This is a genomic window from Rhodococcus sp. YH3-3, from assembly GCF_001653035.1.
GTDB classification, from domain to species: Bacteria; Actinomycetota; Actinomycetes; order Mycobacteriales; family Mycobacteriaceae; genus Rhodococcus_F; species Rhodococcus_F qingshengii.
This window is the reverse complement of the sequence record NZ_BCWH01000002.1, coordinates 1,039,395-1,057,530: the sequence shown is the minus strand read 5'-3', so window position 1 is coordinate 1,057,530 and position 18,136 is coordinate 1,039,395. Positions and strand designations below refer to the sequence as shown.

The following is an 18,136-nucleotide window of genomic DNA, read 5'->3' as shown; positions in this document are numbered from 1 at the left end:
AGTCAATGACGAAGCTGATCGGGTTCTAACCCCAATCAGGTCACGATTGCAGACGTGGCTTCAGAGTGGTCACAGACGACGCGTGTGACCACGTAACCAGGCATCACGAGGCGGACCTCGGATCGGCGTTCACCTGCCGAAACGAGGTCCGTTCGTCATTGGGTACCACCAGGTGTCACGTCCGGGTTCTGACTTTTAATCCGCAGGTCGTAGGTTCGAGTCCTACTGGGGGCACAAACACAGACCCGGCGCCTCATTCAGAGGCGCCGGGTCTTGTGCGTTCATGCCACATCAATTCGTGCCACATCAATGCATCAGCAGGTCATCGAAGCAGGAACTCGAGGGTCACGCGCTCGAATGCCTCCTTGGCTTCGATCATCACCCAGTGCCCGCAGTTCGGGAATACGTGCAGTTCGGCGTTCGGAATCAGTCGCATCGGAATCATCGGCATGTCCGGTGGACACTGCCGATCATCGAGCCCCCATGTCAGCAAGGTCGGGCATTGCACCTTGTGCATCATCGACCAGTACGGCGGCACATCCGAGTTGGACATCATCTGCTGCTGAGCGGCAAAGGCTTTGGATCCGTACATCGCGGTCAATGCCTGGTGCGAGGCCGGATCGTTGGCCGTTTGCCATCGTTCCTCGATCCGCTCCTCGGTGATCACGGATCTGTCGTAAACCATGCACTCGAGCCAGCGAACCAACTTCTCACGGCTGGGAGCGTCGGCGAATTCCTGGAGGAGACGCGTACCTTCGCTCGGGTTCTGACTGAAGATGTTCGGGCCCACGCCTCCGATGGTGACCAATCTGCGGACGCGGTCAGGGAACCTCATCGCGACGTTGACCCCGACAACTCCGCCCATCGAATTGCCGATCATCGCAGCGGATTCGATTCCCAGCGCATCCATGAATCGAACCACCGCCGAGGTTGCCGTGAGAACTGGATGACCGTCGACGGGATCGCTCACGCCGAACCCCGGGAACTCGAGGAGGTAGCAGTGGAAGTGCTTTGCGAACACCTCGAGGTTCCCCCGGTAATTCCGCCATCCACTCACGCCGATCCCGGAGCCGTGCAACAGGATCAACGGCGGACCATCGCCCGCCTCGTGATAGCGCAAAGTCCCCCTGTCGGTAGCGACTTCGCGTTTGGTCCCTTCGTAAGTCACGTCCATACTGCAAGATTAGAACGTGTTACAGATTTGCGACGGCTGATTGCGGAACTTCGCAATCACTGTCAGAAGCATCCCCCGCTGCCTCGACGCCCACTGCGATTCGTGGACTTCTGCTCGCTCGGTTTCGACTTCCCCGTCCCGGCCTTCACACACCGGTTGGGGCGCCGCACCTGCTCGAAGTGCCCGGCGCTCACCACATGACCGGCCACGCTGACCTTGACCGGCGCATCCGCGCGGGCGGTTCCGACTTGCGCCGATCCCAACGTCAGGGCGCAAGCAGCCACAACGACCAGCGCTACCTTCTTCGAGATCTTCATATGCACGGCCACTTCGACACGGGTCCACTCCAGATGCTGAACAGGTGCGCGCACCGAAGGAACACGCTCGGCGTCGACGATATTCAGTCAGGGTGGCCGGCCGCGATCCTTTTGCTCACCAGCATCTGAACAGTCGACGACAAAAGTTTTGGCGGCACGTCAACATCCCGAGGGCGTCAACGAGCCGACGCCCAACGTACGCACCGTTACTGAGAAATCCGTAAATCCGGGCAACCACACAGCGACGGGCGTGGACGTTCGCGTTTGGACTCGCTACGCCACAATCAAACGCCGAACCGCCTCGACTGCCGCCTCCCGACGTCGAGGGATGGAACGAGTCGACTTGAGCGCGAGCATCCGGGCGATATCCGTGATCAGCAGGATCAACTCCGTGGGATTCCACGCGGGGTCGATGTGTCCCTCGAGCTGCCCCTTGCGGATTTCCGCAACTTTAGGCCGGAAGGTCTTGCTTCGTATGTCGTCCTCGCTCATGACGTCCGGCGCTTCGAGATCCGCCCATTGCTGCAATCGGGCGTTCTCGGGATGGGCAACGTAGTTGTCGAAGAGGCGACCTGCATAGCCCGGCAAGTCGTCACCTCGAAGTGCTGTCTCCGCTGTTGTTTCGGACGTCCACTGTTCGGTCACGGCAGCGAACAACTCTTCCTTGCTTGCGAAGTACGCATAGAGACGGTCTTTGCTGGCACGCGCTTGCGCGGCGATCCGATTGATCCGCGCGCCGGCCAGCCCGTACGTGGCAAATTCGTCCTTTGCGGCCGCCAGAATGCGGTCCCTCGTAGCTTCCCCTGCTGAGCGCATGTTCACAGCCTAGAACGAATCGACCGTTGCCGAACCATCCGGTTCGGCGTAGCGTGCAGAGTTGACGAACAATTTGGTTCGCGAACAAGTCGTGCCACTTACCGTCAACTCGAGGAGAGACATGAATCTCAACGAAGCCCGAACTGCTTTCGCCCGGCTCCGTGCAGCGGAAAATGGTTTATCACCAGCAGAACTCGACGAAGTGTGGGCCGCGCTGGAAACCGTCGCCGCTGAAGAAATCCTCGGTGAGTGGAAAGGTGACGACTTCGCCACCGGTCATCGTCTGCACGAAAAGCTGTCCGCGAGCCGCTGGTACGGCAAGACTTTCAATTCCGTCGAGGATGCCAAGCCGTTGATCTGCCGAGACGAAGACGGAAATCTCTATTCCGACGTCAAGAGCGGCAATGGCGAGGCAAGTCTGTGGAACATCGAGTTTCGTGGTGAAGTGACCGCGACCATGGTCTACGACGGCGCGCCGATTTTCGACCACTTCAAGAAAGTCGACGATTCGACGCTCATGGGCATCATGAACGGAAAGTCGGCGTTGGTCCTCGACGGCGGGCAGCACTACTACTTCCTGCTCGAGCGAGCGTGATTCGCGCCGAACAGAATTCGAGATCCTCCATGCAGATGACAGCGGCGCTCTCACACGGCCCGCACTCCCCCTTCACGCTCGACACCGTCGAGATCGACGACCCCCGCGCAGACGAGATCCTGGTTCGCATCGTCGCGACCGGCCTGTGCCACACAGATCTGTTCACGAAGTCGGCGCTACCGGAAAGACTCGGCCCCTGCGTGTTCGGGCACGAAGGGGCGGGGGTGGTCGAGGCCGTCGGCTCGTCGATCGACAGCATTGCGCCCGGTGATCACGTGTTGCTGAGCTACCGCAGTTGCGGTGTGTGCAGGCAGTGTCTCAGCGGCCATCGGGCGTACTGCGAAAGCTCACACGGGCTCAACAGCTCTGGCGCACGCACCGACGGCTCGACGCCGATCCGGCGAGACGGAACCCCGCTACGGTCCGCCTTCTTCGGCCAGTCCAGCTTCGCGGAATACGTCATCGCCTCTGCCGACAACACCGTCGTCGTCGATCCTGCGGTGGACCTGACCGTCGCAGCTCCGCTCGGCTGCGGGTTTCAAACCGGCGCCGGCGCGGTACTGAATCTGCTTCGCCCCGAGCCCGACTCGACGTTTGTCGTTTTCGGGGCAGGCAGCGTCGGACTCGCAGCGCTGCTGGCGGCGAGGGCTGCCGGCGTTTCCACCCTGGTCGCCGTGGACCCCGTTGCGCAGCGGCGCGCACTCGCCGAGGAATTCGGCGCCGTCACTGTCGATCCCTCGAATGAAGATGTGATCGACGCGGTCCACGCCGCCACCGACGGAGGTTCGACGCATTCCCTCGACACCACCGGAATCGGCTCCGTGATCAATCAAGCCGTCACATCACTTCGAGCACGGGGAACACTGGCGGTAGTCGGACTCGGAGCATCCACGGTCGAGGTGAACATGGCCGACATCATGCTGAGCGGAAAGACAATTCGAGGATGCATCGAAGGAGAGTCGGAAGTCTCGACGTTCATCCCCGAACTCGTCGAACTCTTCACTGGTGGCCGGTTTCCGATCGACCGCTTGGTGACGCGCTACGCATTCGCCGACATCAACAAAGCCGTCGAAGATCAAGCGTCGGGGCGCGTCATCAAACCCGTTCTCGTGTGGTGAGGGGCGAAATGTCTCATTCGTCGACCCGACGGAATTCGCCCTAGACTGCGCTCCTGCACTAGACGTCGGAGCAAGGTGGGGACGATGACAGAACACACCAGTACAGGCGCGGGCCACGGCCGGGCCGTAATGCCGATCATCCGGATGCGCGCACGCAGCCGCGACGAGGACCATCGAGCATCGACGCCACTCGAACTGTTCTTCGACCTGTGTTTCGTGGTTGCAGCCGCACAGGCCGGAGTTCAACTGGTGCATGCTGTCGCCGAGGGCCACTACGCCGACGGCATCGCCGGCTATATGTTCGTCTTCTTCGCGCTGTGGTGGGCGTGGGTGAACTTCACCTGGTTCGCGTCTGCCTACGACACGGACGACGTCCCCCTACCGGGTCGCGACCTTCGTACAGATTTGTGGCGTGCTCGTCTTCGCCGCCGGAATCCCCGACGCATTCGACGGAACCGACCGTACGACGGCCATCGTCGGCTACCTCATCATGCGAATTGCGCTCACCTGCCAATGGCTTCGAGCCGCCAGCGGTGAATCCGGTGCAGCGCGAACGACTGCTCTGCAATATGCCGCCGGGCTCGTGATCGTCCAGGCCGGCTGGATCGTGCTGCTCCTGATGCCGGCGTCGGCGTGGATACCCGGCTTCTTCGTTCTCATGATCGCCGAACTCGCGGTGCCGGCGATCGCCGAACGCAACCACCAGACGCCGTGGCACCCGCATCACATCGCCGAACGCTACGGCCTCTTCACCATCATCATGCTCGGCGAAACCATTGCTGCCGCCACCATCGCGGTCCAATCCGGCATCCGGGATTTCGACGCCGCCGACCTACTGATTCCGATTGCTGTCGGCGGAGTTCTGATCGTGTTCTCCGCGTTGTGGATCTACTTCGCCGTCCCGATCCACGAGTACCTCGCAGACCAGGGCAATCGCGCCGTCCTGTTGTGGGGATACGGGCACTACTTCGTATTCGGATCCGCTGCGGCCATCGGCGCCGGCATCGAAGTAGCCGTCGAGGAAGCAGTTGGCGAGGCGCACATTTCGACGTTCGCAGCATCTGCCGCGGTCACGATCCCCGCCGCGATGTTCCTGATCTTCGTGTGGCTCATGCACTCACGACATTTCAAGCGCGACAGGATCGAGCAGGCTGTTCTACCAGTGAGCGCAATCCTGGTTCTCGCCTGCACATTTGCCGGACACTGGGCTGTCCCGCTCGCCGGACTGGTGGCGGCGGGAACCGTCGGAGTCGGTGTCGGCCTGAGTACTCGGTCGAAGAGCTGACTCAGATTTCCGGAGCCGGAGCCTCGCCCTTGCTCTGCGGCTCGTGCTGCTTGAGCTCACCGCGCATCTTGTCGAGATCCTTGCCACGCTTTTTGTACATGTAGCCGAGCGCGACAAGTCCAAGGAACAACGCAACGCCCAGGACGGCACCGACAACGGATGCTCCGCGGAATCCGGGGCCGTCGACGTCGAGGATCCGCTCGCCCGCATGCGCAGCGTTGTTGTTGCCGAGAACAACTGTCAGAGAGAGCAGATTCGGCAGCGCGAAGATCACACCCAACGCGAGAGCCGTGATCTGCATGATTCGAGCATGCTTGCGCTTGCGCACCTGCCAGACCGCCCGGAAGAAGATGAGCGGGACCAGGGTGCACACGAGACCGAACAGCAGCCCCCACGCGATTCCGGCGCTGAAACTGCCGTTCGCCAACGACGCAATGCGCTGCGCCCACCAACGCGGAAGGAAGGCGGCAAGGATGAAGTAAGCGATGACCAGGACCACCGCCATCACTGCGATCCCGATGGCCTTCTTCGCCCACGGCGGCATGCCCGGTTTTGCGGTGGCCGGTGAAGTTTCCGGTGTCGTCATGACAATTCCTCGTCTAGTCGGCGTCTGTACTGACGAATCTATCCGTTACGGGCGTTCCTCATCCGCATCGAGAACGATCCGGGCAAGCCGCTTCGGCGCAACGAGGGTGAACGAGGTGTAGATCCACTCCTCCAGTTGCGACCATTTCTCCTCGGAAACGTCGGTGCCGATGTCGAGTGCAACCCACCCGTGTCGACCGAGTCCATAGCCCGCAGCACTTGCGCCTGGTTCGGTGGCCACCACCGCTTCGGCTTCCTCCTTGCTCAGCTTGACGGTCAAGGAGGTGGCTTCGAGGTTGCAGAACACGAAGTTCTTGCCGCGGACCCGGAACGTCGGGTGGCCGTCCCACGCTTCGATGTCGACGCGCTCTGCTTCCGGCAGCGACAGCGAGATCTCTTCGAGTCGACGCATGTTGTCGGGCATGGAGACGATTCTGCACGCTCGATACCGAGCTTGACACCCGCGACACAGCTAGGCTCGGCGACGACCGCGTCACCGAACTCCGAACACAGGGAGACTGGCATGCGCACGTTAGTTCATCTCGTTCTGCTCATTTGTGGAATCGCCGTTGCCGTCGGCTCGTTCATGTACGTACTGGCCGGGGTCAAACCCGACAACGTTCGCCTCGAGGACCTGCGGGACGGCTTTCCGGCCGGGTGGGCAATCGAGCAACTCGGCGATCAGTCCGTGACCTTCTACCGGTCGATGGCGATACTTCTGCTCGCCGCCGCCGTATTGATTCTGATCGCCGCTTTGTTCGGTTCTCGTATCGCAGCGTGGATCGGAATTATCGTGGGATTGGGGACTCTTGGCACGTTCTACTACCGCGTGAACGATCAGTTCGACAATGTCATCAGGGAAAACTACTCCACGATCCTGACAAATCAGACAGGATTCATCTTGACGGCCGGCGGACTGATTCTCGCTCTCCTAGCGTGTCTGGTCCCCCGCGAGAAGACCCGAGCCTGACCGCTCGGCAACCGGAGGGTTACCGTCGACGCCGACATTCACTAGTGTCTGCAACAGCCGGGTACTGACGAGTAGTACCCCAGAAGAGGTAGGGCATCAATGGCATCGCTTGACGACCTTCTATCCCAGATCCCCATCGACCAGATCGCGCAGCAACTCGGCGTCGACCAGGCAACTGCCGAATCGGCGGTCAAGACTGCACTTCCGACCCTCGTCGGTGGCCTCGGCGCCAACGCGCAGGATCCCGCCGGTGCAGCCTCGCTGGAAAGCGCGTTGCAGTCTCACGCCGACACCAGCCTTCTCGACGACGGCGTCGACATCAGCAAAGTCGACACCGCTGACGGTCAGAAGATCGTCTCGAACATCTTCGGCGGCAACACCGATCAGGTCGCCAGCGCACTGGGCGGTGTCGGTGGCGGCGGTGGAAACGATCTGGTGAAGCAGTTGCTGCCGATCCTCGCTCCCATCGTCCTGGCCTACCTCGCCAAGCAGTTCACCGGTGGCGGTGCCGGCGCGCAGACTCAGGCCTCCGGTGGCGGCGGGCTCGGGGATCTCCTCGGCGGAATTCTCGGCGGCGGCGGCAATTCCGGCGGCGGCATCGGCGGCGCACTCGGCGGCATCCTGGGTGGATCCGGTGGCGGCGGCCTCGGAGACCTGCTCGGCGGCCTCCTCGGCGGCGGCAAGAAGTAAGACGCTCGACAGAACGCACTGCGGCGATCCCGTTCGGGGTCGCCGCAGTGCTCTGTTCAGTCAATCGTCGAAGATCGAAACATCCTCAGTGACAAGGCAAACGCAACCAACAGCAGCGCGCCCACAAAAGTACTGACCCCGACCCAACCGCCACCCGCGTATGCAAGACCCGCGAGGGCGCCCGCCACGGACGAACCCGCGTAGTAGGCAAACAGATACAACGCCGACGCCTCGGCCCGGTGATCGGTAGCGATCAGCCCCACCCAACCGCTGGCCACCGAATGTGCGGCGAAGAATCCTCCGGTGAAGAGCAGCATCCCCACGAGCGTCAACGCCAGATTGTCCGGAACGGTCAGTGCCAGGCCGATACCGATGACGACAACCGACCCGAGCAGCACGCTGCGCCTACCCAGTCGGTCAGAGGCCCCGCCGGCTACCGCCGAGGTGAAAGTTCCGGCAAGGTAGAAAAGGAACACCAGGCCCACAAGCGCTTCAGGAAGGCCGAAAGGTGCTGCCGTGAGCCGAAACCCGAGGAAGTTGTAAATCGACACGAAGCCGCCCATCAGGATGAATCCCAAAGCGAAGAGTGTTCGCAGCGACGGGTTCGCAAGGTGGCGTCGTAGATTCGACGCGATCGTGCGCGCCGATATCGGTTGCGGGCGAAAGAACTTCGACGCGGGAAGCCGCCGGATCATGTTGAGCGCGAACAATGCCGACAGCGCGGACGCAGTCAACAGCGCCCAACGCCACGTACTGAAATCGACGACGGCCGACGGCACGAGCCGTCCGATCAGCCCACCGATCGTCGTGCCGGCGACGTACCTTCCCATCGCTGCACCGAGGTCCTTCCGATCGACCTCCTCGGCCAGATAGGCCATCGCCACCGCCGGGACACCGGCCAGAGCCAATCCTTGTGCTGCGCGTCCGACCAGCAGAACCTCGATCGTCGGACTCAGCGGCAGAAGTAAACCGATCACACAGGACGCCGACGCCGACGCGATCATCACCCGCGTGCGACCGAAGCGCTCGGAGAGCGCACTGGCCGGAATGATTGCCAACGCCAACATGCCCGTCGTCGCCGAGACGGACAGCGCAGACACCGCAGGCGAGACGTGGAAGTCTTCGGCGAACGCAGGCAGCAACGCCTGTGCCGCGTACATCGAGATGAACGTCGACAGCCCGGCCGCGAACAACGCAACGGTCACGGTTCGATATCCCGATGTTCCGCGGCGAAGCGGCATCACTTCGGATTCGATCACATTCTCGACAGTCACCACGTACCTCCAGGCATCACTTACCTCCGGCAAGAATCCTCCCGCCCAGACTCGGCAAAAGAAAATGCATAAACTTGGTGTTCTATATGCTCTGGAGGTATATAGATTGGGTTCGTGATGCTGACCGAAGACCTCGAATGGTTTGTCGTGCTCGCCGAAACCCAACAGGTGACCGCTACCGCGGATCTGACTCACCTGTCGCAACCGACCCTTTCGCGCAAACTCGCACGCCTCGAACGACAGATCGGCGTGACACTCTTCGACCGTCAGGGACGCCGACTCGAACTGAACCGGTACGGCGAGATCCTCTATCGACATGCTCGCATCGCACTGCGTGCCCTCGACGCCGCGCAGACCGAAATCCAGTCGCTGGCGAGCCCAGAGAGCGGCACGGTCCGGCTCGACTTCCTCCACTCGTTCGGAACCTGGTTGGTGCCGCACATGCTGCGCGGATACCGCGTCGAGCATCCCGGAGTGCGATTCGAACTGCATCAGGACAGCGCGCAGTTCCTGGTCGACAGAATCGCCGCCGGCACGTCCGACCTGGCCGTCGTCTCGCCTCAGCCGCGCGATCCGCAGGTGGCGTGGATGCAGATCGCCCAGCAGTCACTGGCATTGGCTGTTCCGGCTGATCATCGCTTTGCGAAGTTGCATTCGGTCGAGCTTGCGGACGCGGCCGACGAACCGTTCATCGGTATGCATCCGAACTTCGGGATGCGAAGAATTCTCGATGAACTGTGCGCGGCCGCAGGATTCACTCCGAATTTCGTCTTCGAGAGCAGCGAGCTGGCAACGGTCGGCGGACTGGTCTCCGCGTCCTTCGGCGTCTCGGTCATGCCGGTTCAGGATCCACCGATCTGGGCCGAAGGAGTCGTCTACGTACCGATCGAAGGAGCACAGCGAAAAATAGGGCTGATCTGGTCGAAGAGCCGCGAGCTGTCCGATCCCGCCCGGACTTTCCGCGACTACGTCGAAAGAACGACTTGGTAGTGAAAGTGCCCCCGGATAACTACGGATCGGTAACATCCCTCGAGGGGAGCAATTTTCATGCCATTCTTTTCAAACCTACGGTGCCGTAGGCTGGGGCGAAGTCGCGCATTCACTCAACATGGAGGCAAGAAATGACGAGGATTCTGACGCAGCTGGAGCTGCTACAAGAGCTGCAGCCGGTTGCCGAGGAGAACGTCAACCGCCACATCTCCATGGCCAAGGAATGGCATCCACACGACTACGTTCCGTGGGACGAGGGCCGTAACTTCGCAGCCATGGGCGGCGAAGACTGGAGTCTCGAACAGTCACAACTCGGCGAGGTAGCTCGCGCCGCGATGATCACCAACCTGCTCACCGAGGACAACCTGCCGTCGTACCACCGTGAGATCGCCGAGAACTTTTCGCAGGACGGTGCCTGGGGAACGTGGGTCGGCCGGTGGACCGCCGAGGAGAACCGCCACGGCATCGTGATGCGTGACTACCTCGTCGTCACGCGCGCAGTCGACCCCGTCGAGCTCGAGCGCTTCCGCATGGAACACATGACAAACGGTTACAGCGCACCCATCGACGAGGGCGACGCCGGCCTGCTGCACTCGGTCGCCTACGTGACCTTCCAGGAACTCGCGACGCGCGTCAGCCACCGCAACACCGGCAAGGCCTGCGACGAGCCGATTGCCGACAAGATGCTTCAGCGCATCGCCGCCGACGAGAACCTGCACATGATCTTCTACCGCAACATCTGCGCCGCCGCGCTCGATCTTGCTCCCGATCAGGCGCTCAAGGCCGTGGCGAACATCGTCCAGAACTTCCAGATGCCCGGTGCCGGCATGCCGAACTTCCGCCGCAACGGCGCCCTCATGGCCAAGCACGGCATCTACGACCTTCGCCAACACCTCGACGAGGTCGTCTGGCCAGTCCTGCGCAAGTGGAACATCTTCGAGCGCAACGATTTCAGCGCCGAAGGCGAGAACACGCGCGAAGAGTTGGCGGCCTTCCTCGAGACACTCGCCGCCAACGCGACGAAGTTCGAGGAACAGCGCGATCGCATGCTCGCACGCGAAGCCGCCAAGCGCGAACAGCAGGCTTCTTAGTTTCACCAGCTATTCTGTGCCCGGTACCGGATTCGGTACCGGGCACTTCCAATTGTCACAAGTATTTGTTCAGAGGTAGACATGTCATCCCTTCGTATCGGTTCACTCGAGCTGCACAGCCCCGTGGTCCTCGCACCCATGGCGGGCGTCACCAACGTCGCCTTCCGCACGCTGTGCCGTGAACTCGAACTCGAACGTGCAGGCAGCACGTCCGGGCTCTACGTCTGCGAGATGGTCACCGCCCGCGCGCTCGTCGAACGCCAACCCGCCACGATGCACATGACCACGTTCGGTCCGACCGAAACGCCCAGGTCGCTGCAGCTGTACACCGTCGACCCGGATACGACTTACGCCGCGGCCAAGATGATCGTCGACGAGAACATGGCCGATCACATCGACATGAACTTCGGCTGCCCGGTACCCAAGGTGACCCGCAAGGGCGGCGGATCGGCGCTACCGTACAAGCGTCGACTGTTCGGTCAGATCGTCGCGGCAGCCGTGCGCGCCACCGAAGGCACCGACATTCCGGTCACCGTCAAGATGCGCGTCGGCATCGACCCCGAACATCACACGCACCTCGACGCCGGCCGGATCGCGGCAGCTGAAGGCGCCGCTGCCGTCGCACTTCACGCACGTACCGCGTCGCAGCGCTACTCCGGCACTGCTGACTGGAACGAGATCACGCGCCTCAAGGAACACGTCACCGACGTGCCGATCCTCGGCAACGGCGACATCTTCGACGCCTCGGATGCTGCCCGCATGATGAACGAGACCGGCTGCGACGGCGTCGTCGTCGGACGCGGCTGCCTCGGACGGCCATGGCTGTTCGCGGAACTCAGCGCAGCTCTCAACGGACAACAGATCGCCACGCCGCCGACGCTCGGCGAAGTCACCAAGATCATCGCCCGTCACGCCCAACTGCTCGCCGCACATCACGGTGAAATGAAGGGTCTGCGCGAACTTCGCAAGCACGTCTCCTGGTACATGCGTGGGTTCCCGGTCGGATCGGATCTGCGGGTCTCGATGGCTCTGGTCAGCACGTTGTCCGAACTGGACGATCTGCTCGGACAGCTCGACCACGACGTCCCGTTCCCCAAGGACGCCGAAGGCCCGCGCGGACGCCAAGGCTCACCCGGTCAGGTAGCACTCCCGGAAGGTTGGCTCGACGATCCCGAAGACGACCTTGTGCCGGTGGGAGCTGACATGATGCACTCTGGTGGCTAGCGAAAACACGCCGTCGGATTACTCACATCACTTTCTGAGTGAAGCACTCAGGATTCACCAGTAATATGGCTCCAGCTTCGTCGACAACCGGTTGACGCCGGCATCTGAATGACGAGTTACTGACAGTCGACGACGGGACAGGTTGCATCGGTGGGTGATGATCACGATTCGGGCCCACCTCCGCCCGAGAGCCGCGCCCCCTGGGAACGTCCGCTCGCAGACAAGCGCTTCCGCAACGCCCGCCCAGACCAACCGGCAACGCCCCAGCGCCCTGCCACACCCCAGCGACCAACACCGCAACCACCCAGTCCCCCGGAGCGTCGCAGCAGTGGACGTACCGGGCGACGGGACTCGCCTCCGACCGACGACTCAGTTTCGGTCGCCGAGTTGGTCCGTCGGGTAGGCGACAAGAAGCCGCCACCAGCCCCGGCTACGCCGCCCAAGCCGGCGCCGAACAAATCCGTACCACCCAAGACTCAATCTTCAGCAGCGTCGTCGCCGCCCCCCGCCCGGCCGATTCCCGCCCGTCCGACCGTTCCGCCCGCCGCTGCGGACTGGATCACCGAAGAACATCCCGTCACCTCCGCAGTGCCGCGGGTAGTCGGTGACACCGGCGCCACTCGTCTGGCGCAAAGCAAGATTCGCCGCCGCCATCGCGCAAAAGTGATCGGCCGATCGGCAGTAGCGTTCCTGGCCGTCATGTCTCTCGCATTGACCGGCGTCGTGTGGGGTTATCTGCGCTCGGTCGAAGGCGGTTTCGATCAGATTGCGGCACTCGACACCGAGTCCGACGACATCATCGACGCCGGTGGTCAACTCGGCGACGAGACGTACCTGATCATCGGCACCGATACCCGCGCCGGTGCGAGCGGTGAGATCGGCGCCGGAACCGTCGAAGACGCCGAAGGCGCCCGAGCCGACACGGTCATGCTGGTGAACATTCCCGCCGACCGAAGCCGCGTCGTCGCCGTCTCCTTCCCGCGTGACCTCGACGTCGAACGTCCGATCTGTCAGGGATGGGACAACGACGCCGGCAAGTACACCAGCGAAACCTTCCCGGCAGCGAGCGGGGACAAACTCAATGCGACGTACGCACTCGGTGGCCCCAAATGCCTGGTCAAGGTCATCCAGAAGATGTCCGGCCTGAAAATCGGGCACTTCGTCGGAATGGACTTCGCCGGTTTCGAGCGCATGGTCGACACCGTCGGCGGTGTGAACGTCTGCTCCCCCGGACCGATCGAAGACGGCATCCTCGGAACCGTCCTCGCCTCCGGCGGCACGCAGATGCTCGACGGCCGTACCGCCCTCAACTACGTGCGTGCTCGCCACGTCGAAGCCGAGGGCAACGGCGACTACGGGCGCATCACCCGCCAGCAGAAGTTCCTGTCGGCGCTGCTCCGCTCGGCCCTGTCCAACCAGGTCCTCCTGAATCCGAGCAAGCTCAACGGATTCATCAACGCCTTCACCAGCGACACGTTCGTCGAAAACATCGACACCAAGTCACTGGTCACCCTCGGTCGCTCGCTCCAGAACGTCGACGCAGGCGCGGTCACGTTCTTGACGGTCCCCACGGACGGCACCAACGACTGGGGCAACGAGATTCCTCGCACGGACGAGATCAAGTCCCTCTTCCAGGCGATCATCGACGACGATCCGCTTCCGGGTGAAGAGCGCGAGGACACCACACCGTCGTCGACCAGTTCCACGACAACCGCTCCTACGTCCAGCACGCCGCCGGCCGCCACTTCCGTCGAGGCAATGAGCGCCTACAACATCTCGGTCGACGTCTCCAACGCGTCGGGAATCGCCGGGCAGGCCGCGACGATCGCCGACAGCCTCGCGGCTTACGGTTTCCAGATCTCCACAGTCGGTAACTTCAGCGCAGCCACCGGCCTGGCGAATGCTCAAGCGTCGACCACCGTCGTGCGCTACGCCGCAGGTTACGAGGCTGAAGCGGTGACTGTCGCGTCGTCGATTCCCGGCGCGGTTCTGGTTCTCGCTCCGAGCATGGGAGACATGATCGAGGTCGTCGTCGGAAGCAATTTCGCCGGCACCGTCGTCGCCCCCGCGGACCCGGGAACCATCCTGGCGGCAAATCCGACGTCGGTCGACACCAGCACCTCGACGGCTCTGCCCGCCGACATCGCCAGCGTCAACGCCGGCGACACCACCTGCGACTGACACGCGTTCATTCACCTTGCGTTCACCTGGTGCTTGTGACTTGGTCTTTCACGGCACGTAGGCTCTGACCTCATGCGCGTGGCTTACAACGAACAGATGACCGAGCTTGCAGACACGCTCGGCGAGATGGCAGGACTGGCAGGTGCCGCTATGGAGCGCGCCACCCAGTCCCTGCTCCAGGCAGACCTGACCCTGGCAGAACAAGTAATCGGCGAACACGACAAGATCACCGAACTCAGCACCATCTGCGAGGAGCGCGCGTTTGCGTTGCTCGCCTTGCAGGCTCCCGTTGCCGGAGATCTGCGCTCGGTGGTCAGCGGAATCCAGATCGTCGCCGACATCGACCGCATGGGCGCACTCGCCCTGCACGTCGCCAAGATCGCGCGCCGCCGACATCCCAACCACGTGCTTCCTGAAGAGGTCAACGGCTACTTCGCCGAGATGGGACGCATCGCTGTCTCCATCGGTGCGGCCGCCAAGGTCGTCCTCGAGACCCGCGACCCCGAGCGCGCTGCCCGCCTGCGCGAAGAAGACGAAGCGATGGACGACCTCCACCGGCACCTCTTCACCGTCCTCATGGACCGTGAGTGGAAGCACGGCGTTGCCGCCGCAGTCGACGTCACGCTGCTCGGCCGCTTCTACGAGCGATTCGCCGACCACGCCGTCGAGGTCGGCCGACGTGTCATCTTCCTGGTGACCGGCAAGCTGCCCGAAGAGCCCGAAACCACCGAGAAGGTCGACAACCTCACCTCGTACCCGGATCTCTGAACCCAACCGTCCACGTGAGTAAAAGGCGGCCGCGCACTTGCGCGGCCGCCTTTCCTATTCAGTTCTCGTGCAACCAGGTTTCCAACGTGGGTCCTGCAGTTGTGGATCCCGGCGCGGGCAGCAGCGCCCCACCCTTCATCGCCTTACCCGCTCCCGGCATCGAGATCGGGATCAGCCACTTACGTCGGGAACGGTATTTCAAGATCTCGCGCGTCATGGCCGGGATCTCGAGGACCTCGGGCCCGGCCAGGTCCGGAGCCCTCCCGGTCGGACCGTTCTGAGCGCAGGTCACGAGCGCCTCGGCGACGGTCTTCGCTGCCACCGGTTGTGACCGCATCCGAGGAACCATAGCGATCGGCCCCAGTCCGAACAGCGCGATCGTCTTCTCGCCGAACTCGAACCACTGAGTGGATCGCAGGATCGTGAAAGGAATACTCGACGCTTCCACCGCGCGTTCCTGCGCAGCCTTCCCCTGGTAGTAACCGAAGGACTTCAATCGCGGATCGTCGCAGTTCACGATCGAGAGCAGCACGTGATGCTTCACGCCGGCCCTGGCTTCGGCCGCGGCGATGTTCTTCGCTGCCGTCTCGAAGAACTCGATTGCCTTCCTGGCACTGTTGGTGACGTGATCACTCACGTCGACGACCACGTCGGCACCGACAAATGCTTCGTCCAACCCCGCACCCGTGGAGATGTCTACTCCCGTCGATCGAGCGGCGGCGACGACGTCATGGCCCCCGATTTTCGCCTGCTCGACGACCAGCTTTCCCATCTGGCCGGTTCCGCCCAGAACAACAATTCGCATGATGCCTCCGTCAAACCTGTACGCCCGGCTCTCTTCGGCCTGGTCACATACTGGACGACGCAGCCTCCCGAAGTGTGACGGTAGGGCGAATCAGTCGCTGTACTTCTGCGAAACCCGCCCACGCCACCGCGACCAGATCGGATCCAACGCTGCGCTCGCCTCGTGTGCGTGATCGGCAACGGCCCGTGCCAGCATCCCTGCTCCCGCCAGCGGCGTCACGTGCCCCTCGACGTCGTCGGAAGTCTTCATCCCCAACAGCATGGTCGTACCGAGCACACGATGACCACCGAGAATTCCCGGCAGCGAACGGCCCGGCACGCTACGCAGGTCGAGAGTTTCCACGAGCAGCGCTTCCCCGCCGACGGTAATGCGCTGATCCGAGCGAAGCGCACCGCCGGTTTCGCCGGTCCGGCCGAACACGATCATCTCGTCGAGCAGCGCAACCGCATCGGATTCCAGTGAAATATCCACGCGCCTGGTCACATCCGCGCCGCCCGCGACGACAAACGGTGCCGCACGCCAGATCAGCGCCGCACCGGCACCGACGCTCGCCGAAGCCGACCACGACGCCCGGCCGCCACGCGCGTTGTACGCGACGGTCCCCGACGGCTCGATCACCTCGAGACACGTACCCGGAGCGACTACGAATTCGATACGCAGGTCGTCGCCGGCCAACAGCGTTGCACTGTGCCCTACCAAGGCAATTCGCACGGTGAGCCCGCGAGCGTCGACGAACCGCGGGGCCAGGAAGTCGCCCGAGATCAGCTCTCGCGCAACAGCGGTGTCACCCACTCTCTCGACGACGACCCGCGTAGCTCCAGTGCGCATCAGTGAGCGTGAGAGTGGCTGTGCCCGTGACCGTGACCGTGGTCTTCTTCATCGGCATGGAAGTGCGGCGCCATCGGCCCCGGATCCTGCGGGGTGTGACTACCCGCACGGTGAGCTGCGATGACCTGGCGAAGCCACGCACTGAGTTGGTCGATCGTCGCGTGATCCTTCTGGCTGAGCGCGAGAACGGGAAGTCCGTCACGCGCGGCCGTGGCATCGGCCACCATCTGGACCGCGTCGACGTCGACGTACGGGGCCAGGTCGATCTTGTTGACCACCAACAGATCTGCCCGCTCGATGCCGGGACCACCCTTACGTGCGACGTCTCCGCCGCCCGCGACGTCGATGCAGAAGATCTGGGCGTCGACCAGTGCCGGGCTGAACGTGGCGGTCAGATTGTCACCGCCGCTTTCCACGATCACCATGTCGAGGGGATGGAACTGACGCTCGAGGTCTTCGACCGCAATGAGATTCGGCGTCACGTCGTCACGAATAGCCGTGTGCGGGCACGCACCGGTCTCGACTGCGACGATGCGCTCGATCGGCAGAACGTTGGCCGCGCGCAACAGTCGCGCGTCCTCGTCGGTGTAGATGTCGTTGGTGACCACCGCGATCTCGTACTCCGACGCGAGTTCGCGGCAGATGGTGGCGATGAGGGTGCTTTTGCCGGTGCCGACGGGGCCGGCAACGCCGAGCCTCAAACCTCTTGCAGCAGTGGTGGTGTTGTTCAGGTTGTCAAGCACGGAAAATCCTCCTGGATCGAGCGTGGTGTTCGAGTGACCATTGTTCGACCAACGGCCCTGTTGTTGCGGGTATATCTGCGACGCCCTCGACGGCTACGGCAGCCGCGGCGACGGTTTCGATGGTCGGGGCTGCTCGGAGCAACCATTCGACCGGTTCTGCCGGATCCACCGGCAGTAGCTTCAATGCCGCCGACGCCACCGTTTGGGCGTCGTCGTACAAACAAGATCTGGCTGCCTGCAGGTCGTCCATCCCGGAGACCGCCGTGAAGACGCCCAACGCGAGCGGACGCATCGGATGCCCAGGCAGCGCCATGAGCATCTGCACCGCGGGGTGCTGCGGCCACAATCGCGACGCCAGTCTCGCCAGCCCACGGCCGAGCTGAATCGACGCCTCACGCAGCGGTGCACTGGGAGTCCGAGCGAGCAGTTCCCTCGAGATGTCCTCGAGTTCGCCTGCACTACCCTCACTTACGGCCCAGCGGCGCGTGACCACCGTTGCAGCGGCCTCGACAAGTCCGACTGTTTCGAGTCGACCGCGAATGAAGTCAGGGACCTGACTCTGCAGGAGTCCGCCCGCCAGTGCCGGTTCCAACCCCGACGAGTACGCGTGACCGCCGGTAGGCAGACGCCCGTCTGCCAAGAGCATCGATGCTATCTCGGCAGACGCCGTCTCGATCGACAT

21 protein-coding genes are annotated in these 18,136 nt (G+C 62.9%); 11 read left to right on the top strand and 10 right to left on the bottom strand.

Annotated elements, in window-relative coordinates:
• Positions 1–322: 322 nt before the first annotated feature.
• From YH3_RS17770 to YH3_RS17760, 3 genes are all read right to left on the bottom strand, one after another.
• Positions 323–1,174 carry an alpha/beta fold hydrolase gene (locus YH3_RS17770; RefSeq protein WP_042451375.1) on the bottom strand — a complete coding sequence of 284 codons (852 nt, stop codon included), beginning with the start codon at positions 1,172–1,174 and terminating at the stop codon, positions 323–325.
• A 62-nt stretch (positions 1,175–1,236) separates the two neighbouring features.
• Positions 1,237–1,545, bottom strand: coding sequence for a hypothetical protein (locus YH3_RS17765; RefSeq protein ID WP_136470805.1), 309 nt, complete (start codon positions 1,543–1,545; stop codon positions 1,237–1,239).
• 219 nt (positions 1,546–1,764) lie between these two features.
• Entirely contained in the window at positions 1,765–2,307 is a 543-nt protein-coding gene (locus YH3_RS17760) for a TetR/AcrR family transcriptional regulator (protein WP_042451377.1), read from the bottom strand.
• Positions 2,308–2,428: 121 nt separating this feature from the next.
• Between YH3_RS17760 and YH3_RS17755 the strand changes: the two genes are divergently transcribed.
• From YH3_RS17755 to YH3_RS17745, 4 genes are all read left to right on the top strand, one after another.
• A complete protein-coding gene (locus YH3_RS17755; RefSeq protein WP_042451379.1) occupies positions 2,429–2,902 on the top strand; it encodes a DUF4334 domain-containing protein in 474 nt (157 codons plus the stop codon).
• A gap of 29 nt (positions 2,903–2,931) precedes the next feature.
• On the top strand, positions 2,932–4,020 hold the full coding sequence (locus YH3_RS17750; RefSeq protein ID WP_003940364.1) for an NAD(P)-dependent alcohol dehydrogenase: 1,089 nt from the start codon (positions 2,932–2,934) through the stop codon (positions 4,018–4,020).
• Between the two features lie 84 nt (positions 4,021–4,104).
• Entirely contained in the window at positions 4,105–4,557 is a 453-nt protein-coding gene (locus tag YH3_RS37335) for a low temperature requirement protein A (RefSeq protein WP_371595075.1), read from the top strand.
• A complete protein-coding gene (locus tag YH3_RS17745; protein ID WP_371595370.1) occupies positions 4,454–5,305 on the top strand; it encodes a low temperature requirement protein A in 852 nt (283 codons plus the stop codon). The genes YH3_RS37335 and YH3_RS17745 overlap by 104 nt, the downstream gene beginning before the upstream one ends.
• 1 nt (position 5,306) lies before the next feature.
• Here the strand turns inward: YH3_RS17745 and YH3_RS17740 are convergent, their stop codons facing one another.
• Together YH3_RS17740 and YH3_RS17735 are read right to left on the bottom strand one after the other, a co-directional pair.
• Entirely contained in the window at positions 5,307–5,891 is a 585-nt protein-coding gene (locus YH3_RS17740) for a hypothetical protein (RefSeq protein ID WP_003940111.1), read from the bottom strand.
• Positions 5,892–5,936: 45 nt separating this feature from the next.
• Positions 5,937–6,314, bottom strand: coding sequence for an MmcQ/YjbR family DNA-binding protein (locus tag YH3_RS17735; protein ID WP_020908916.1), 378 nt, complete (start codon positions 6,312–6,314; stop codon positions 5,937–5,939).
• A gap of 99 nt (positions 6,315–6,413) precedes the next feature.
• On the opposite strand from YH3_RS17735, the gene YH3_RS17730 reads away from it, so the two are divergent.
• Positions 6,414–6,860: a hypothetical protein gene (locus YH3_RS17730; protein WP_003939955.1), complete on the top strand. Its 447-nt coding sequence runs from the start codon at positions 6,414–6,416 to the stop codon at positions 6,858–6,860.
• 99 nt (positions 6,861–6,959) lie between these two features.
• The gene (locus YH3_RS17725; RefSeq protein WP_003940105.1) at positions 6,960–7,550 is read left to right on the top strand and encodes a DUF937 domain-containing protein; all 591 of its coding nucleotides are present in this window, start codon (positions 6,960–6,962) and stop codon (positions 7,548–7,550) included.
• Between the two features lie 56 nt (positions 7,551–7,606).
• On the opposite strand, the gene YH3_RS17720 is transcribed toward YH3_RS17725, so the two are convergent.
• The gene (locus YH3_RS17720; protein ID WP_167349871.1) at positions 7,607–8,791 is read right to left on the bottom strand and encodes an MFS transporter; all 1,185 of its coding nucleotides are present in this window, start codon (positions 8,789–8,791) and stop codon (positions 7,607–7,609) included.
• 147 nt (positions 8,792–8,938) lie between these two features.
• Between YH3_RS17720 and YH3_RS17715 the strand changes: the two genes are divergently transcribed.
• The 5 genes from YH3_RS17715 (at position 8,939) to phoU (ending at position 15,078) form a co-directional block, all read left to right on the top strand.
• Positions 8,939–9,814 (top strand): LysR family transcriptional regulator, encoded by an 876-nt coding sequence (locus YH3_RS17715; RefSeq protein ID WP_081377546.1) that lies wholly within the window; start codon positions 8,939–8,941, stop codon positions 9,812–9,814.
• Positions 9,815–9,945: 131 nt separating this feature from the next.
• Complete coding sequence (locus tag YH3_RS17710) at positions 9,946–10,905, top strand: acyl-ACP desaturase (RefSeq protein ID WP_003940492.1); 960 nt, start codon at positions 9,946–9,948, stop codon at positions 10,903–10,905.
• Positions 10,906–10,986: 81 nt separating this feature from the next.
• A complete protein-coding gene (dusB, locus tag YH3_RS17705; protein ID WP_003939756.1) occupies positions 10,987–12,129 on the top strand; it encodes a tRNA dihydrouridine synthase DusB in 1,143 nt (380 codons plus the stop codon).
• Positions 12,130–12,279: 150 nt separating this feature from the next.
• Positions 12,280–14,310 (top strand): LCP family protein, encoded by a 2,031-nt coding sequence (locus tag YH3_RS17700; protein ID WP_042451384.1) that lies wholly within the window; start codon positions 12,280–12,282, stop codon positions 14,308–14,310.
• A gap of 72 nt (positions 14,311–14,382) precedes the next feature.
• Entirely contained in the window at positions 14,383–15,078 is a 696-nt protein-coding gene (gene phoU / locus YH3_RS17695; RefSeq protein ID WP_064443789.1) for a phosphate signaling complex protein PhoU, read from the top strand.
• A gap of 58 nt (positions 15,079–15,136) precedes the next feature.
• On the opposite strand, the gene YH3_RS17690 is transcribed toward phoU, so the two are convergent.
• The 4 genes from YH3_RS17690 to YH3_RS17675 form a co-directional block, all read right to left on the bottom strand.
• Entirely contained in the window at positions 15,137–15,883 is a 747-nt protein-coding gene (locus YH3_RS17690) for an SDR family oxidoreductase (protein ID WP_064443788.1), read from the bottom strand.
• Between the two features lie 90 nt (positions 15,884–15,973).
• Positions 15,974–16,711, bottom strand: coding sequence for an urease accessory protein UreD (locus tag YH3_RS17685; RefSeq protein WP_064443787.1), 738 nt, complete (start codon positions 16,709–16,711; stop codon positions 15,974–15,976).
• On the bottom strand, positions 16,711–17,454 hold the full coding sequence (ureG, locus tag YH3_RS17680) for an urease accessory protein UreG (RefSeq protein ID WP_020908922.1): 744 nt from the start codon (positions 17,452–17,454) through the stop codon (positions 16,711–16,713). Before ureG ends, YH3_RS17685 begins: the two co-directional genes overlap by 1 nt.
• Positions 17,447–18,136 (bottom strand): urease accessory protein UreF, encoded by a 690-nt coding sequence (locus YH3_RS17675; RefSeq protein WP_064443786.1) that lies wholly within the window; start codon positions 18,134–18,136, stop codon positions 17,447–17,449. The genes ureG and YH3_RS17675 overlap by 8 nt, the downstream gene beginning before the upstream one ends.